Source organism: Chryseobacterium soli (assembly GCF_000737705.1).
Lineage (GTDB): Bacteria > Bacteroidota > Bacteroidia > Flavobacteriales > Weeksellaceae > Chryseobacterium > Chryseobacterium soli.
The window spans coordinates 515,489-531,930 of sequence record NZ_JPRH01000001.1 but is presented as its reverse complement, the minus strand read 5'-3'; the positions used below and the strand labels follow the sequence as shown (position 1 = coordinate 531,930).

General features: G+C 36.2%; 21 protein-coding genes. 3 read left to right on the top strand and 18 right to left on the bottom strand.

Annotated features, from left to right (window positions below; all coding sequences use genetic code 11):
* Positions 1-131: 131 nt before the first annotated feature.
* The 13 genes from IW15_RS02440 to IW15_RS02380 all read right to left on the bottom strand — a co-directional run bounded on the left by IW15_RS02440 (position 132) and on the right by IW15_RS02380 (position 9,584).
* A complete protein-coding gene (locus IW15_RS02440; RefSeq protein WP_034709021.1) occupies positions 132-860 on the bottom strand; it encodes a metallophosphoesterase family protein in 729 nt (242 codons plus the stop codon).
* Entirely contained in the window at positions 860-1,405 is a 546-nt protein-coding gene (locus IW15_RS02435; RefSeq protein WP_034709019.1) for an RNA 2'-phosphotransferase, read from the bottom strand. The genes IW15_RS02440 and IW15_RS02435 overlap by 1 nt, the downstream gene beginning before the upstream one ends.
* 8 nt (positions 1,406-1,413) lie before the next feature.
* A complete protein-coding gene (locus tag IW15_RS02430; protein ID WP_034709017.1) occupies positions 1,414-2,379 on the bottom strand; it encodes an ADP-ribosylglycohydrolase family protein in 966 nt (321 codons plus the stop codon).
* A complete protein-coding gene (locus tag IW15_RS02425; RefSeq protein ID WP_034709015.1) occupies positions 2,379-3,065 on the bottom strand; it encodes a Sir2 family NAD-dependent protein deacetylase in 687 nt (228 codons plus the stop codon). Before IW15_RS02425 ends, IW15_RS02430 begins: the two co-directional genes overlap by 1 nt.
* Complete coding sequence (locus IW15_RS02420) at positions 3,062-3,583, bottom strand: O-acetyl-ADP-ribose deacetylase (protein ID WP_034709014.1); 522 nt, start codon at positions 3,581-3,583, stop codon at positions 3,062-3,064. The genes IW15_RS02425 and IW15_RS02420 overlap by 4 nt, the downstream gene beginning before the upstream one ends.
* Positions 3,580-4,212, bottom strand: a complete 633-nt coding sequence (locus IW15_RS02415) for a DUF4291 domain-containing protein (protein WP_034709013.1) — start codon at positions 4,210-4,212, stop codon at positions 3,580-3,582. The genes IW15_RS02420 and IW15_RS02415 overlap by 4 nt, the downstream gene beginning before the upstream one ends.
* Positions 4,209-5,024 (bottom strand): TIGR02452 family protein, encoded by an 816-nt coding sequence (locus IW15_RS02410; protein ID WP_034709011.1) that lies wholly within the window; start codon positions 5,022-5,024, stop codon positions 4,209-4,211. Before IW15_RS02410 ends, IW15_RS02415 begins: the two co-directional genes overlap by 4 nt.
* A gap of 2 nt (positions 5,025-5,026) precedes the next feature.
* Entirely contained in the window at positions 5,027-5,443 is a 417-nt protein-coding gene (locus IW15_RS02405) for an ADP-ribosylation/crystallin J1 (RefSeq protein ID WP_228384296.1), read from the bottom strand.
* A 21-nt stretch (positions 5,444-5,464) separates the two neighbouring features.
* A complete protein-coding gene (locus IW15_RS02400; RefSeq protein WP_034709010.1) occupies positions 5,465-5,938 on the bottom strand; it encodes a macro domain-containing protein in 474 nt (157 codons plus the stop codon).
* Between the two features lie 6 nt (positions 5,939-5,944).
* Entirely contained in the window at positions 5,945-6,853 is a 909-nt protein-coding gene (locus tag IW15_RS02395) for an NAD(+)/NADH kinase (RefSeq protein ID WP_034709009.1), read from the bottom strand.
* Positions 6,854-6,971: 118 nt separating this feature from the next.
* Positions 6,972-7,943 (bottom strand): SPFH domain-containing protein, encoded by a 972-nt coding sequence (locus tag IW15_RS02390; protein ID WP_228384295.1) that lies wholly within the window; start codon positions 7,941-7,943, stop codon positions 6,972-6,974.
* Between the two features lie 205 nt (positions 7,944-8,148).
* Positions 8,149-8,682 (bottom strand): NADAR family protein, encoded by a 534-nt coding sequence (locus tag IW15_RS02385; RefSeq protein WP_034709814.1) that lies wholly within the window; start codon positions 8,680-8,682, stop codon positions 8,149-8,151.
* A 206-nt stretch (positions 8,683-8,888) separates the two neighbouring features.
* Complete coding sequence (locus IW15_RS02380) at positions 8,889-9,584, bottom strand: NUDIX hydrolase (protein WP_034709006.1); 696 nt, start codon at positions 9,582-9,584, stop codon at positions 8,889-8,891.
* 67 nt (positions 9,585-9,651) lie between these two features.
* Here IW15_RS02380 and IW15_RS02375 point away from each other — a divergent pair, with 67 nt between their 5' ends.
* On the top strand, positions 9,652-10,419 hold the full coding sequence (locus tag IW15_RS02375; RefSeq protein ID WP_131368455.1) for a hypothetical protein: 768 nt from the start codon (positions 9,652-9,654) through the stop codon (positions 10,417-10,419).
* 45 nt (positions 10,420-10,464) lie between these two features.
* Here IW15_RS02375 and lepA read toward each other — a convergent pair whose 3' ends face one another.
* The 5 genes from lepA to IW15_RS02350 all read right to left on the bottom strand — a co-directional run bounded on the left by lepA (position 10,465) and on the right by IW15_RS02350 (position 15,086).
* Complete coding sequence (gene lepA / locus IW15_RS02370) at positions 10,465-12,261, bottom strand: translation elongation factor 4 (RefSeq protein ID WP_034709002.1); 1,797 nt, start codon at positions 12,259-12,261, stop codon at positions 10,465-10,467.
* Positions 12,262-12,347: 86 nt separating this feature from the next.
* A complete protein-coding gene (locus tag IW15_RS02365) occupies positions 12,348-13,334 on the bottom strand; it encodes a hypothetical protein (protein WP_034709001.1) in 987 nt (328 codons plus the stop codon).
* Between the two features lie 114 nt (positions 13,335-13,448).
* On the bottom strand, positions 13,449-13,979 hold the full coding sequence (locus tag IW15_RS02360) for a hypothetical protein (RefSeq protein WP_034709000.1): 531 nt from the start codon (positions 13,977-13,979) through the stop codon (positions 13,449-13,451).
* A gap of 7 nt (positions 13,980-13,986) precedes the next feature.
* The gene (locus tag IW15_RS02355; RefSeq protein ID WP_034708998.1) at positions 13,987-14,517 is read right to left on the bottom strand and encodes a hypothetical protein; all 531 of its coding nucleotides are present in this window, start codon (positions 14,515-14,517) and stop codon (positions 13,987-13,989) included.
* Between the two features lie 17 nt (positions 14,518-14,534).
* The gene (locus IW15_RS02350; protein ID WP_034708997.1) at positions 14,535-15,086 is read right to left on the bottom strand and encodes an RNA polymerase sigma factor; all 552 of its coding nucleotides are present in this window, start codon (positions 15,084-15,086) and stop codon (positions 14,535-14,537) included.
* 96 nt (positions 15,087-15,182) lie between these two features.
* Here IW15_RS02350 and IW15_RS02345 point away from each other — a divergent pair, with 96 nt between their 5' ends.
* Both IW15_RS02345 and IW15_RS02340 read left to right on the top strand, forming a co-directional pair.
* Entirely contained in the window at positions 15,183-15,932 is a 750-nt protein-coding gene (locus tag IW15_RS02345; RefSeq protein WP_034708995.1) for a Rossmann-like and DUF2520 domain-containing protein, read from the top strand.
* Entirely contained in the window at positions 15,922-16,440 is a 519-nt protein-coding gene (locus IW15_RS02340; RefSeq protein ID WP_034708993.1) for a KdsC family phosphatase, read from the top strand. Before IW15_RS02345 ends, IW15_RS02340 begins: the two co-directional genes overlap by 11 nt.
* Positions 16,441-16,442: the final 2 nt, after the last annotated feature.

The following is a 16,442-nucleotide window of genomic DNA, read 5'->3' as shown; positions in this document are numbered from 1 at the left end:
ATCTACAAAATCTCCGAGAGAAACATATACTCATGCGAATCAAGCGGATTGAGCAGATAAAAATGCTACACAAAAATTTGCTTGATCTCCATAATCTGCGAGAGAAAATAAAATCATCGCACCTTAATTCTCTAATTTCTTCCTCTTTCGTGCGGATATAAAGAAGGTAACGGATCGCTTTGCCAGAATTCTTTGGTATCGACATCCATAATCGACAAAGAGCCTGTATACGCCGCCCCTGTATCCATATTCCAAATATTGGCTTTATTGAGAGGATACCCGACTCCTAAATCTATAGTCGGTGTATGCCCAATAAAAATTTCATTGTACAATAACAGCCTTTTAGGATATAATTCTGAATTCCGTGTCAGTTTTTTATCCATGGAAACAGCAGTTTCCCAAAGCGTTCTGTCCCATCGGTAGTTGCTGGAATAGACTTCTTTTTCGGGACCGTGCATGGAGGAATATCCGGCATGAATAAACAGCCGGTTTTGGGGATCTACATAATAGTTTTCCATCTGCTGAAAAAATGCCAAATGCCTGTCCAAATGTTCTAAGGAATACCCTTCATAGCTTTCAACAGTTTTTCGTCCCCCATGAAAAAGCCAAATTTCCGGACTCATTCCTAACGAGATCCAGTCTTCACACCAGGCATCATGATTTCCTTTAATAAAAATACAGTCCTGTTTTTCGGAGAGTTCTGTTAAAAATTCAATGATATGAGAGGATTCGCTCCAGCCGTCGACATAGTCTCCGAGAAAGATCAATTGATCTTCTGCAGTAACAGCAGCTCTTTCCAATACCTGTTTCAGCGCCTTAAATCCGCCGTGAATATCTCCTATTACAAGTGTTCTTTTCATTATTCCTTTGAAATATATTTTGCATCTACAAAATCTGTGAGCCAGACATCATTATCGGAAAGATAGAAATGAATTCCATTTTCAAACATCTCTCCTGTTTTAATAGTCAAAATTATCGGTTTTCCATGACGCATACCAACTTTAGTGGCTGTTTCTTTATCAGCACTTAAATGAACATGCTGCCGGTTTCTTTTTTCAATTCCTTTGTCAAAAATGGAATCAAGATTACTTTGAGCGGTTCCGTGATAGAGAAATTCCGGTGGCTGTTGTGGAATCAAAGCGAGATTAATATCGATAGAATGTCCCTGACTCGCTCTGATCATGGTTTTATCTTCATTAAAAGCAAAACGCTTTTTATTGTTGGTCTGTACAATTTCATCCAGTTCTTCGAAGGTAAATCCTACGGAATGCCCAGTTGATTTTGTAATCAGTTCATCAACATTTGCCCAGCCATTTTCATCCAGCTGTAAATGGATAAGGTCGGGATGATGCCTAAGCACATAGCTCAGGAACTTGCTTATTTTTTTATTTTCTATTTCATTCATAGTATTTTTTATTTCATTAATTTATCTTGTAGTATATTGCAAATGGTTTCAATATCGTCTTTTCTTACCAGTTCTGAAACCCATTCTTCGGGAATATTTTCAAAACCGTAATAGATCCCGGCAATCCCTCCTGTGATGGCTCCGGTGGTATCGGTGTCTTCGCCTAGGTTTACAGCTTTCAGTACTGCTTCAGAATAACTTTCTGAGTTGAGAAAGCACCATAATGAGGCTTCTAAGTTGTGAAGAACATAGCCGGAAGAACTTATTTCTTCCTCATGCAAAGTATGCAGCGGGGCGAGATCATATTCATCTACTTTTATTTCTAAAATCCTGTGGAATTTATTTATTTCATTTTGAGAACAAACAGGATTATGCTCTAAAAATTCCCGAACTGTTTTCTGCATTCCTCTATATGCGTCCCATTTATTTTTTCCTTTCAGAATTCCCAACGCTAATTCTAAATAAATAAAACAAGCCAAGGTAGAACGGATGTGTCCGTGTGTGATACAGGAAACATCTTTTGTAATCCGAAAACGTTTCTCAATGGGAAATTCTTTGATATAAAATAATAATGGTAATATCCGCATTAAGGAACCGTTGCCATTATCAAATTCTGAGTTTCCGCCACATAAGGCGGGAGAAGTCCCTTTGCTAATTCTATGGATGGCTTGCGAAGTGGCGATACCAATGTCAAAAACACGCCCATGTGGCGTCCAGATTTCTGCATTATACCACTGTAAAAATTTGAGTGCTATATCTTCCAAATGATAGCCATTACAAAGACTGTCTGCAAGACATAAAGTTAAGGAACCATCATCACTCCATGTTCCTACAGGTTGATGATGGGTTCCTAAAGCTCTCATATTTGTAACTGGTGAACGTTTTAACTGCTCTCTGCTTCTGAATTCCACCGGAACACCCAATGCATCACCAATACACACTCCAAAAATTCCTGCTTTCACTGAATTTTCCATCAGGCCAGATTAACAAGTTTTTCAAACAATAATTGCATGCCTTTTGTTGCGGTTTCTTTCATGACCACCGCTCTTTGGCCGTACCCGAAACCTGTTTCATTAGGATTAATAACGATCAAAAGACAGTCATCTTTTATATCATGAATCAATCCGGCAGCAGGATATACCTGTAGCGAAGTACCGATGACCAGTAAAATATCTGCCTCTTTTACTTTTTCGCTTGCTGTTTTAAACAGGGGTACATCTTCCCCGAACCACACAATAAATGGTCTCAACTGAGCGCCATCTTCTGCTTTGTCTCCGATATTGATATCATCTTTCTGATCGTAGATCAGGTTTTTATTATTGCACGAACATGATTTGAACAATTCTCCGTGGATGTGAAGAATATTGGTAGATCCGGCTCTCTCGTGGAGATCATCTATATTTTGGGTAATGATTTGCACATCAAAATATTGTTCTAAGTCTGCGATCAATCTGTGGGCATCATTAGGTTCTACTTCATGCAGCTGACGCCTTCTCTGGTTGTAAAATTCCAGTACGAGCTCTCTGTCTTTTCTCCATCCTTCCGGACTTGCGACGTCAGTCACATTATGGTTTTCCCAAAGCCCGTCTCCATCCCTGAAGGTTTGTATTCCGCTTTCGGCGCTGATTCCGGCACCGCTTAATATGGTTAGTTTTTTCATTTGTTTAATTTTAATTGTTTTTTATAGATCTCATTATTTTCTTCATCAAAGCAGACAAAGATTACCTCTTCAATATGTTCTGATTCGAAATTCTGTACTTCATGTACTGCAATTGCAGCTGCTAATTCTTTAGGAAATTTATATATTCCTGTACTGATATTAGGAAAAACAATCGTTTTGATCTGAAGGCTGTCAGCAAGTTGTAAAGAGTTTCTATAACAGTTTGCCAATAGCTTCTTTCCTTTTACCTCATCATCATTCCATACGGGACCAACGGTGTGAATGACATAAGTTGCGGGAAGATCTCCTGCCGTTGTAACGACTGCCTCACCCGTTTTACATTTTCCCTGCCTGTCTCTAATCTGGATGCATTCTTCCAAAATTTTCTTTCCTCCCGCACGATGAATCGCTCCATCAACTCCACCGCCGCCCAGCAAAGATGAATTAGCCGCGTTCACGATAGCATCTGCTTTTATTTGGGTGATATCTCCTTGGATTAATGTAATTCTTGGGTTCATAATTTCAGTTTTTTATTCAAATTTTCATCTTCAAACAAAAATGGTTTTTCTTCAGGAGTCATTAGCTCTTCCATTGAATTCTTCAATACAAACTGATATTGCTCTTTAACAAAATCTGATATATCTTCAATGAAAAGCACATCCTCTTTGGCAAAGGAACGGATGAACTCATTTCTCAAACCGATTTGCACTGCTCTTCTCTCCAATTTATTTCCAAAAGGATCATGGTCCGGATCCCACTGCAATCTTACAGAAGATTCTTTTACCTGATCCTGCCATTCTTCTTTTGATATTTCCAGGTCTTCGGAGTAAGAAGAATAGACTGCATTTTCCAGATATTTTTTAAAAGCATCTATTTTCAGATGAACAGCTAATACCGATTCCTGACCTTCTTTTGTTCCCCATCCGTTCCGGTACATCATCCACAGAAAATTAGGCTTTATCCAGGTCATTCTTTCCAGGCTGAATCCGCCTCCAAAATATTGATTTCTTACGGCAAATTCCCCTATTTCTTTTCGATAGGATTGATAGACGATTATTTTTTCATCATCATATTGTGCCATGATATGGTGCCCTTTTTCAGACCAGTCCTGTAATTGTTCTTTATATCTTTTTATGGTAAGTTTCATTGTATTTCCTGAAAAAGTTTCAGCATTTCCTCATTTTTAGTGAGAACAGCAAAAACTACTCTTTTAAATTTATTTTTATATTTTCCCAGAAGATGCTTTTTAAATAATCCGGCAATATTTTTAGGATCATTCCTGAACACCCCGCAGCCCCATGCTCCTAAAATCAAAACTTCATTTCCTTGATTGAGTGATAAAGCAAGCATTTTATCCATTCTTAAGTCCATCGCATCCACTATTTCATTTTCTCTTTCATGCTCCTGATTTTTTACAACTCCTGCATTCACTGCAGCTGAAGTAATAAAATTGCATAAAACGGGTTTTAAGAGCAATTCTCCTTTATCTTTTCTAAACACCGGAATCTTTGGGCTGTAAATCATCATATCTGTATAAAAACAGGATTTTATACCCCGATGTGTTGTATAAAAACTTTCTGCTTCCAATTGGGAAGCATATAAAGCTGATGTTCTTGCCAAACTCTCTTCCTGTGCTTCAGCTCCGTTCATAAATCCACCACCTGGGTTTTTAGCAGAGGCAAAATTCAGACACATCATTTTGTTTTCATCTTCTTCATGAGCCAATTGTAAAATGGCTTTTAAAGAACTGCAGTTCCAGACTTCAATTTCAGTTGTAAAATCTGATGTTTCAGGTATATTTTGCGTTAATATGAAAAGTTCTTCAGCACTGAATAAAACAGTATTCTTTTTACAGTTTTCGATTTCCTTCTGCAATTCTACCTTCTCTTTCTTACTATTTATATAATATTTTTCAGCTAAGATTTCTAATGTATCTTTCGCCATTCCTCTATTGGTCATGATTAATTTCTAATGTTTAGTATAAGGTTTTCAATTTCTTTGCTTGCCGACTTTTTAAAATCATTTCCAACAAATACTTTGATCGCCTCTATATTTCCTCTAATAGCCTGATTGAATGTTTCTAATTCTTCCACAGGAACCCACAACTCATTATGGTTTCCTGCTCCGACATTCTGAACCTCATATTTGTTAATTTCTGCTTCCTGCACTTCAAAACGGGTGACAAAACCCAGGTAATTCCCGGCCTCATCTCTTGTGTTCCATTTCTCTGCAATTTCTGAAGCATACTCTTCATTCATTACGGGATAAAAAATAGGCTGCCAATCTAATCGGAGTGGAAATTTCTGATATCCGCTTTCAATAATTAAGAGCATTTCCTTTTCTCCTACGGGTCTGTACAATATTTTTGTTTTCATCATTTATAAAGTGTTTTTAATATTTTATTCAAAATCATAGATGGATACCTTGATCCTATTTTTTGATAATGTCCGTAAAATAATCTTTTCAACTTCTTCCCATTTTCCACCTGCTAATCCACAGCCTATTCTCGGCATATGTATGGAAGCATTTAATTTTTGAGCTTCTTTTGCTAGTTTTTCAAGACATTTTTCTACTGCCTCATATCTGATTGGCGCTATTCCATTGGATTGTGTCTTGATTTTATGCTGTCCAATCATATTAGCAATCCAGAGATCAGATTCAACATCTACCAACTGGATTTCTCCTAACTTAAATATTTCCTGGTTTTTAAACCATGCTCTGTATTCTTTTTCCGGGCGCTTCCATTTTTTAGAGACTGCCATCACAAAACCTTTCCCCCAACCTCCAATATCATTACAAATATGAGCTATGATTTTATTTCCTGCTCCCTGAGGACTGGTTGCATCTCCTTTTATATATTGTATCGCTTCCATGTTATTTTATTTAATCACCAAAACCGCTTCCTCATTAGACAGCCTGATTTCCGCTGTAGCTCCACTGTTGAACTGCAAAAAATCCTGCTCAATTCCGTCACTAAATATAAAACCATTATTTGGCATCAGAGATTCTATGATCAGTTTATTTCCTTTCTTTATTACGCCACCGCAAATTTCAGTTTGTGTTCTTTTACTTTTAAAAGGTTCTCTTACGGCAAAATATAAATCTTCTTCTTTCAGCTTCGGATAGCTCAGTTTTTGAGAACCCAAAATACCATATGCCATATTAAAAATTGAGCTCAGCCAGCCTGTACTTCCTGTTTTTGTAGAGACGATAATCCCGCTTGAAGAGTGTATTTCTTCTTTTCCATTCAATATGATCTTATATCGAGCCGAACTGTGGGAAGAAATACCGATGAACAGGTCGTTTACTGCCAATAATTTTTGTCCGTCATTTAAAACTGCTTCCGCGAATCTCATTCTTTTTAAACTAAAATTTTCGTTAATAACAGAATTCACTCCATTTATAAAATTTTCAGGAGTAAAAGGGAGCAATACTCCGTCATATCTTTCTTCATCAGGATTAATCGCCACAATAGGAATGTTCTTAGAATATTTTGCTACATTGGCTACCAATCCGTCCTGTCCGATTACGATAATGATATTCTTTTCAGAGAAAATATAGGAGGGTACAAATTCTCTTTCTACCACTTTATTTTTAATGGTTTTGGAAAGTTTTGTCTGAACCTCCAGAAATGCCTGATAAAACTTTTCATGTTCAACCACATATTCCTGAAAATTCCCTCCTGAACTTTCAATATAAAACCTGGCCTGTCCCTTTGTATTGAATCTTTCAATCAATGCTTCCAGTCTTGTTTTATTTTTGATGATGATGGCGTATTTTGGTTTCATTCTGTTTTTTTTTGTAAAATGTACAATGTAAAAAGTATTTATGAGGGAGTAGATGTTAGATGTTAGATGTTAGATTTCAGACTTCAGATCCCAGACTAAGAATGTGTATTATTTTTTACTATTTTTTTAAAATGTTTTCGAGGAGATCGGGGCTTATGTTTAAGTTTCCGATTTTACCTGCATTTTCTGCCAGTTCTCTGAAGGCTAAGGCGATATTGGACCTTGCATCCTGATTTCCGTTCAGAGCAGTCAGTACCCGCCAGTCCATTTGTTTATAGGGCTGTAAGGAGGTTTCCAGTATATATCCTCTGGTTTCCGCTTCTTTTCTGTCATTTTCCGTTCTTTGTTCTATCAGCTGTTTCTTTTGATTTTCCACAGAGATATCTGCCGCAATTTTCATTTCCCTTAAAATCCTGTTGTTTTCCTCTTGCTGCACTTCCGTTTCCATTCTTTTTTCTTCAATCTGCTTTTGTTTTTCCTCAACGGCAATTTCTGTATTCAATTCAGATTCTTTGATCTTTCTTTCCTGTTCTACAGCAAAATTTCTTCTTTCATAGATTGCTTCATCTGCCTGCTGTTGCAACTTTTCGCGGGTTTCTGTTTCCAGGGCTCTTGCCATTTCCGGATTGGTTTGAACAGCCAGAATCGTAACGCCCATAATTTCAATTCCCATGATCTGCACGGTTTCAGAAGACTTCAGCCCGGCGAGAATATTTCCTTCAATTTTCTTTGCAGAACGGATCGCTTCTTTCAAACTGATCTCGTGAATAAATGAAGAAGTAGAAGTCTGCGCAAGATTGATGATCCTCTGGTTCAGTTTCTCAATCTCATTCTTCTTATACACTCCGGATTCATCTACTGTAAAGTCCAGCGTATTGGAAAGTGCTTTCGGGTCTGTGATCTTGTAGCTTATCTGCCCCTGTATTTTTACTGTCTGGTAATCCAGCGTATTCTCATTAAAAATAAACGGCAGGTCATTACTTCCCATAGGAATGGCCGCAATAGATGAGTTGGGAGCAAAATAGAAGAATGATAATCCTCTTCCTTCTTTTACGATTTTTCCATTTCTAAAATGAAGTACGTACGTCATTGAATCAAATTTGATGTGTCGGAAACCAAACATTGCTTTACTTTTTTATGTGAAACAATTAATTATTTTTCGTGTATTATTTACGCAAATTATAGGTAAATTTTTTTACACTTTTATTTTGTGTTAAGCAAAACATCTATCCATATTTGAGATGATCCGCTCTTTACTTTATCAACGTAAAATCCGTTATCAGATTTTTTCATGATTACTGCCTTTTTAACTCTTCTCTAACTTCCATTAAAGCAAATCCAAGGAGATTAGTTCCCTTCCATTCTTTAGGATCTTCAAGGTGCTTATCTGTTCCTATTCCCCATATTTTGTCAAATGGACTTGCTTCTACAATAACCTTATTTCCTGTTGATAGCAGGAATTTGGTAAGTTCAGCATTTTGATAAAATTTATGGAAGTTACCTTCAACTACTATCTGATATGCTTTTTCTTCCCAAGTTAGAGGATCAAAATCTTTTACCTTTCTGCCATATTTCTTTGCATTGGCAGGACTCAGATCTGATAAGATATTTTTCAGTTGTATCTCATCTCCAAACAATTCAGCTTTTTTTGCCATCATCCAATGCTCTGCAGATTCATAGGTAACTTTATTTACCACAAATGAAGATAACCACCATTGGCTGAAACAGGTTTTGGTAATCGTTCCATCTTTTGATGGCTGATGCCCCCAAAAGAAAATAAATTCGTTCTCCTGATTCTCTTCTATTAATTTATGTAAACTAAATTTCATCATTGTGTTATTTTTACACAAATTTAAAAGAATATCATTTATACATGCAAATTAATTTGTGTTAATTTTACACTAAAAAATATAATCAATTGATTTACAGATATAAAAATTTAATTGCAATAAAAAAACGGACCAAAGCCCGTTGCATATAAATTAAGTTGAGTACTATTTGTTAGAAAACCGATCCCTTCTATCCAGATCAAATCTTATTTAATTTCAAAATAAAAACCCTGTTCTTCGAGTTCCTTATATTTTTCTTGGTTAAAAGTGAATAATTTTCCAGGCCTCCCACTTCCTTCTTTTTTAACGTTATTGGTTTCGTTAAGGAGCTCATAGCTCATAATTTTCTTTCGAAAGTTTCTACGGTCAATTTCTTTTCCGATAATGGTTTTATAAAGATTTTCAAGGTCTGAAAAAGGAAATTCTTCATCGAGAAGATTGAACCCGATAGGCTGATACTGGAGTTTTGTACGAAGCCTTTTTAAGGCGATATCAATAATCGTCTGATGGTCAAAAGCAAGGGATGGGAGTTTATTAATACTGAACCATTGCGCGTCGGCAGCATCCGAATCGGCAAACAGTTCATGATAGGAAGGGTTAACAAGGCCCAAATAAGCCACAGAAACCACTCTATTCCGGGAATCCCGACCTACGTTACCAAATGTATAGAGTTGTTCTAAAAAATCAGGCTTTATGCCTGCTTCCTCATGAAGTTCCCTTTTTACAGCGTCGTCAAGGTTTTCGTCATCCAAAACCAGCCCTCCGGGAAGTGCCCATCCGCCTTTGAAGGGTTCAATGTTTCTTTTAATCAAAAGGATCTGAAGATCTTTCTTATCAAAGTATCCGAAAATAACTGCATCTACTGCAACTTTTATATCCTGTAATTTTTTTGGAGACTGCATTGTATTAATTTGCGTTATGAATACACAAAAATACAAAGAATATTGTTACTTTTATCAAACATTTATTATGAAAACATTTTTTTACAGTATCCCCTTGCTTTTACTATTAAGCTGCAAAAAAGAAAAATCTTTTGCGGACAAGATTATTCTTCATTATGATCATGGTGAAAAGCTAAGCTTTCAACAATTTAATGAAGGAATTGATGAAACTGGAAGTTCTATAATCTATGTAGGGAAAGATACTTCGTCTATTAATGTTAAATATTTTATGGGAATGATGGATCCCCCTCCGCCACCACCTGGATCTTATGCGGACAGTACTTACCGAGAAGATCAAGAAATGCTTTCCAGATTTTTATATAATCGTTTTGGACGGATTAAATTTTCTGAAAAACCCGTAGTATTTGACTCTTTATCTAAGCAGAGTGTAGAGATTGGCTATAACATTAATGACACTATTCCGAAATATGTTTACAACCTTGAAATGGGAACACTCAAAAAATATAAAGCATTTCCGGTTTTTGTAAAAAATATTTCCGGAAAAAAATTAATTCTGCATGAATTTAAATCGCTGCCTCTTGCTGTTTTAAATGACCAACAAAAATGGCAGATTCTATCCAATGACAATGCCCTGATATGTGGTGACAGCAGGAGTCAATATCGATATTGGGAGTTTAATCCTAATGAAATAATGGTTTTGTCTGTAAACTTTCTGGAAGGGAAAGATAAAGGAAAATTCAAAATATGTTTCCACGATTACTGTACTGAAGTATTTTTAATGAATTATGATAAAAGTATCATTGAAAGGCAGAGAAACAGGTTTGAACTGAAATAAAAAATCCGCAGAAAATTTCTGCGGATTTTACTATATGTTTCGATTTTAATCGTTCAGCTTCAATACAGCCATAAAAGCGGACTGTGGCACTTCTACTCTACCAATCTGCTTCATTTTCTTTTTACCTTCTTTCTGTTTCTCAAGAAGCTTTCTCTTTCTGGAAATATCCCCTCCATAACATTTTGCGGTAACATCTTTTCTTAATGCTTTGATCGTTTCTCTTGCAATAACTTTCGCACCTAATGCTGCCTGAACTGCAATATCAAACTGCTGTCTAGGAATCAGTTCACGAAGTTTTTCACACATTTTCTTCCCGATATAGTACGCATTACTGTCGTGAATTAATGAAGAAAGGGCATCTACCATATCTCCATTAATTAGAATATCCATTTTAACCAGCTTGGAAGAACGCATCCCGATTGGTGAATAGTCGAATGATGCATATCCTTTAGAAATTGATTTTAAACGATCGTAAAAGTCAAAAACAACCTCTGCCAAAGGCATATTAAACGTCAATTCAACTCTGTCTGCTGTTAAATAACTTTGGTTCACAATCTCCCCTCTTTTCTCGATACACAGTGTCATCACGGCACCTACGAAATCAGATTTAGTGATAATGGAAGCTTTTATATAAGGTTCCTCCACTCTATCTAAAAGATTGGGATCAATCATTTCAGATGGGTTGTTGATTAAAATGGTGGTTTCAGGATCTTTTTTAGAATATCCGTGGTATGAAACGTTGGGAACTGTGGTAATAACGTTCATATTAAACTCTCTTTCAAGACGTTCCTGAACGATTTCCATGTGAAGCATTCCTAAGAATCCGCAACGGAAACCAAAACCAAGTGCCGCAGAACTTTCAGGTTCGAAAACCAAAGAAGCATCATTTAATCTTAATTTTTCCAGTGAAAATCTTAATTCCTCAAAATCCTCAGATTCAATTGGATAAATTCCGGCGAATACCATTGGTTTTACTTCTTCAAAACCATCAATCGCAGCAGAAGCAGGATTCACAAAAGAGGTAATGGTATCACCCACTTTTACTTCTCTTGCATCTTTAATCCCAGAAATAATGTACCCTACATCACCACATTCAATTGTTTTTTTCGGAACCTGCTTTAGCTTTAACGTTCCAACCTCATCAGCACCATATTCTTTTCCGGTAGCGAAAAATTTGATCTTCTCATTTTTAGAAATACTTCCGTTCACAACTTTGAAATAAGCCTCAATTCCTCTGAAAGGATTATATACTGAGTCAAAAATCAACGCCTGAAGCGGAGCTTTAGGATCTCCAACCGGAGCCGGGATTCTGTTGACAATCTGCTCAAGCAAATCGTGAACACCTTCTCCTGTTTTCCCTGAAACTCTCAGAACATCTTCATATTTACATCCTAAAAGGCCCATGATCTCATCGGTAACTTCTTCAGGATTTGCTGACGGAAGATCGATTTTATTAAGAATAGGAATAATTTCTAGATCATTTTCCAATGCCAAATAAAGATTACTAATAGTTTGTGCCTGAATACTTTGCGCTGCATCTACAATAAGAAGCGCACCCTCACAAGCAGCGATAGAACGGGAAACTTCGTAAGAAAAATCTACGTGTCCCGGTGTATCAATCAGATTTAAAATATATTTTTCTCCTTTATATTCATAATCCATCTGGATCGCGTGAGATTTGATGGTGATCCCACGTTCTTTCTCCAAATCCATATCATCCAGCGTCTGAGACTGTAATTCTCTTTGGGTAACAGTATTGGTATATTCCAATAGTCGATCCGCCAAAGTACTTTTACCGTGGTCGATATGAGCGATTATGCAAAAATTTCGTATGTTTTTCATTTAAGAACTATGTAATTTGCAAAGATAAAAAAAAGAGAGACATTATCTCTCTTAATTTTTTGGTGTTAAATTATTTTATAAACGATCTATTCCGAGAATTGATAATGCCCGGTAAACGGATCTAAATAGACTTCTGTCTTGTCCTTTTTCTGCTCCCTGTTATTTTTGGATGTTGTTTCTATTGCGCCTAATGCCGCACCAACTAGACCAAACGATCCGTATGCTACATTCATCTTAACAGGAAATAGCGATCCTCTGTTGGAAATGATATAAAACCCATTTTCATTCTTAAAAATCTCTGAAACTCCTATGGGAGTGTTTTTATATGCTTTGCCTTCTGAAACATAAGCATATAAGTGATACAGTGTTATTTTTTTCTTTCCATTTACCGCTCTGTTTATTTCTCCTTTGGAATTTTTTTCGAGGGTAAATCCCGGTTGAGGATTCTGAGTGAAGAAATCATAAAAATCTTCGTAGATACCATCCTTAAGTTCTTTGTTGATGAATAATGCCATATTATTTTTCATTAAAGAATCATAATTTCCAAGCTCATTTTCAGGAATTGCCTGCTCCCAGGCTAAAAATTTCTGCGAATTTCTCACCAGATCCGTAAATCCTTCTGCAATGCTTCTTGCCAGACTTTTCGAAAGGTACGCGGTAACTCTTGAAGAAATAGTTACTACAGTATCTTTTCTGTACAGAAAATGATAGCCATCATTTCTTTTCAAAAATGTGCTTGCTTTAAAATTAATTTTCCCTTCTGAATATTTTTCTCCTTGCTCTTCTGAAACATTTAATTTTTCCAGCATCAAAACCATATCATCATTTCCTCTTTCTTTATTGCTTTTATTAAACCATGTTTTAATATCTGTAACCGCATCATTTGGAAAAACAATGCTTACTTTTTCCTTGTTTTGCATAACTGTCCCTATCTCTTTATCAGCTCTCTGATCGATAACATCGAAACTTTTAACAGTAGATCTGCGGTCATTAATTGATTTACTGAGATTAATTGTCTCAATTTTCTGTGCAAAGAATATCACAGGGCACAAAAGAAAAAGTATCTTTTTCATCATTCAATTTTTTTTGCAAAAATAATAAATGTAAAACCTTTTTGGACCTATAAAATTAAACGACTCTCACAAAACTTTTCTGTGAGAGTCGTCCAACATTAAAAAAATAAACTATTATGGGTTTTGTTTGGGCCTTTCAGCACCACCATTCCCATTATGAGGTCTTCTTTCATTCATTTTATCCCTCATCATTCCCTCAGACTGGAATAGTTTCAAAACTTTCTGACAGGGTATTACCTGCTGCATTTTTTCTGCATATTTTTTTCTGTTATCCAATAATTTTTGTCCTACCTCGAAACTCTGCTGCAGTTTGGCTTTAGCCTCATCATCAGATAAGGTTTCAGGATTAAAATTAGAGTTAAACTGGCTTTTTATCTGTTTCTGGTTCTCCAGGTATTCGGTATATAAACTCGTGAATTCAGCTTTATCATTTGGGTCAATATTCAGATTTTCCATTACCATATTATTCCGGAACTTGGTAAGAAGCACCTTTCTCTCTTCCGGAGAAAGATTATTGATTACCTCTTTCCGCTGTTTAGGGTCCATCTTTTTCCAGTCATATTCTGAACTCTGAATATTTTGCGCATTTTGGGCATGCAGTCCAAAACCAGCAATAATAAAAAGCGTAAATAATAATTTTCTCATCTTTCCTTTAATTATATAAATCCAAATAAACGTCTTGAGTTGAGTTGCTTGCTAATTCTGAAATCTCAGAGTTAGAAAACGAATCCAAATATTCATTCACTTGCTTTTCTTCTTTTTTTGAAACAGCTTTTACCGGGGCTGCTTTTATTTTCTCTTCCCTCTGCTGTACATAAGAGTCAGTTTTAGTTTCCTGATTGTCAGAATTCTGATCATTATTATCAACAGAGATTACATCAGATTTCAACGTTTCATAAGCGATCTCGCTTTCTGTCTTTGGCTCATTTTTATTTTCTGCATATATTCCTTGTGAATTTCCAACATCTGTGGCAGGAGTATCATCAGAATTAAAAACAAAAGCTGCTCCAAAAATCAAAGCCAATGATGCCGCAGCTCCATATGCCCAATTCAGTTTAAAAATAGGGGCTTTTCTGGCTGGCTTTACATCATGCATTACTCTATCCTGAATATTTTCAAATAAATGTTCAGGAACTTTGTAAATGTTTTTACGTTCTAGTTTCTCTATGTCGAACTCTTTCATTTTTGTTTGTTCAAAAATTATTTTTCGTAATTTTCTTTAATATATTCTTCTATTTTCTGCTTGGCATAATGATAATTGGTTTTTAAGGTCCCTACAGACATATCTACGATTTTTGATATTTCTTCGTAAGGCAAATCATCATAATACCGCATCATAAATACCAGTTTCTGTTTTTCAGGCAGGCTTTGTATGGCTTTCTGCAATAAAATCTGTATTTCTTCTGCATCTCCTTCTGTATTGTCGGCCACAAGATTCTGCATATAATATTCAGGATCTTCATCGGTCTTCTGCATTTTCTTCATCTTATTTACCTGCTGTAACGCTTCGTTGGTGGCGATTCTGTACAGCCAGGTATATAACTGGCTATCATTTTTGAATTGGTGAAAATTCTGATAAGCTTTTATAAAAGTGTCCTGCAGGGTGTCCTGAGCAAGATCTCCGTCCACAATAATTCTTCTTATGTGCCAATACAGTCTACTCTGATAAGCATCCATCAGGGCACGAACTCCTTTATCCTGAGTTCGTGGGTCTTGCATCAGCGTAATAATCTCCGCGTCCTTAATCTTCATAAGATGCTTTCACTGTTTTGGATTACAAAAATAGCAGAAAGTTAAATTACTTCTTCAATTTTTAGTCCAAATATCATAAAATCTTATCTTTGTTAGATGCAAATTGTAATTATCGGTTCCGGAAACGTCGCCTATCACCTGGCAAAAGCTTTTGTTCTGAAAAACATTCCTTTAGCTCAAATCTTTGGAAGGAATACAGAAAATCTGAAGAAAATTTCTGAAGAATTACATGTTCCCTATTCCACAGAGCATTTGGAAGACGCAGATCTGTACATTATTTGTGTAAGCGATCAATCCGTGGAAAGTGTTTCTCAAATGATTACTAAAAAAAACTGTCTGGTCGCCCATACTTCGGGTTCCCTTTCTAAAGAAATTTTAATTGGTGGCTACAGAAAAGCAAGCTTTTATCCTTTACAGACTTTTTCAAAATCAAAAAATCTGGAGTATGAAAAGATTCCGTTTTTTATAGAAACTGAAACGGAAGAAGATAAAAAGCTTCTTTTTGACATCGCCTCCCAGGTTTCAAAAAATGTCATGGAAAGCAGTCATGAAAAAAGAAAATACATTCATCTTACCGCCGTTTTCGCCTGTAATTTTGTGAATCATCTTTTTTCTAAAGCTAAAGAAATATCAGATTCCCAGGAAATCCCCTTTGACTATTTCCTGCCGTTAATTGATGAAATGGTTCAGAAAATCCATGAAATAGATCCTAAATCTGCGCAAACCGGACCTGCGGTAAGAAATGATGTACGGGTGCTGGAAATGCACGAACAGCTATTAAAAGACGAAAGTCTTGCAATTTATAAAACAATGAATCACTCTATTAAAAAAATGTATGAGTTATAAAGAGAAATTAAAAGATATAAAAGCCTTTGTGTTTGATGTAGATGGAGTTTTTACCGATGGAAGCGTATATCTTCTTCCGGGAGGACATATGAGCAGGGTGATGAACGTGCTGGATGGGTATGCCGTGGTAAAAGCCTTAAAAAATGAATATCTCATAGGAGTTATTACCGGTGGAAATGACGAAATGGTGAAAAACAGGATCAATTATCTGGGTATTGAGGATTATTATCCGAAGTCTCACAATAAAATGACTGATTTTGAAAACTTTAAAAAGAAATATAATCTGAAGAATGAAGAGATTCTTACCATGGGTGATGATCTTCCTGATATCCGAATCATGGAAAGTTCTGCAATAGCTGCCTGTCCGGAAAATGCAGTTCCCGAAGTAAAAGGCATAGCGGATTATATTTCTCCTGCAAAAGGCGGAAGCGGTGCGGTGCGTGACGTCATTGAACAGGTAATGAAGGTTCAGGGAAACTGGCACGAAGACAATACCCAATCTATTTAATT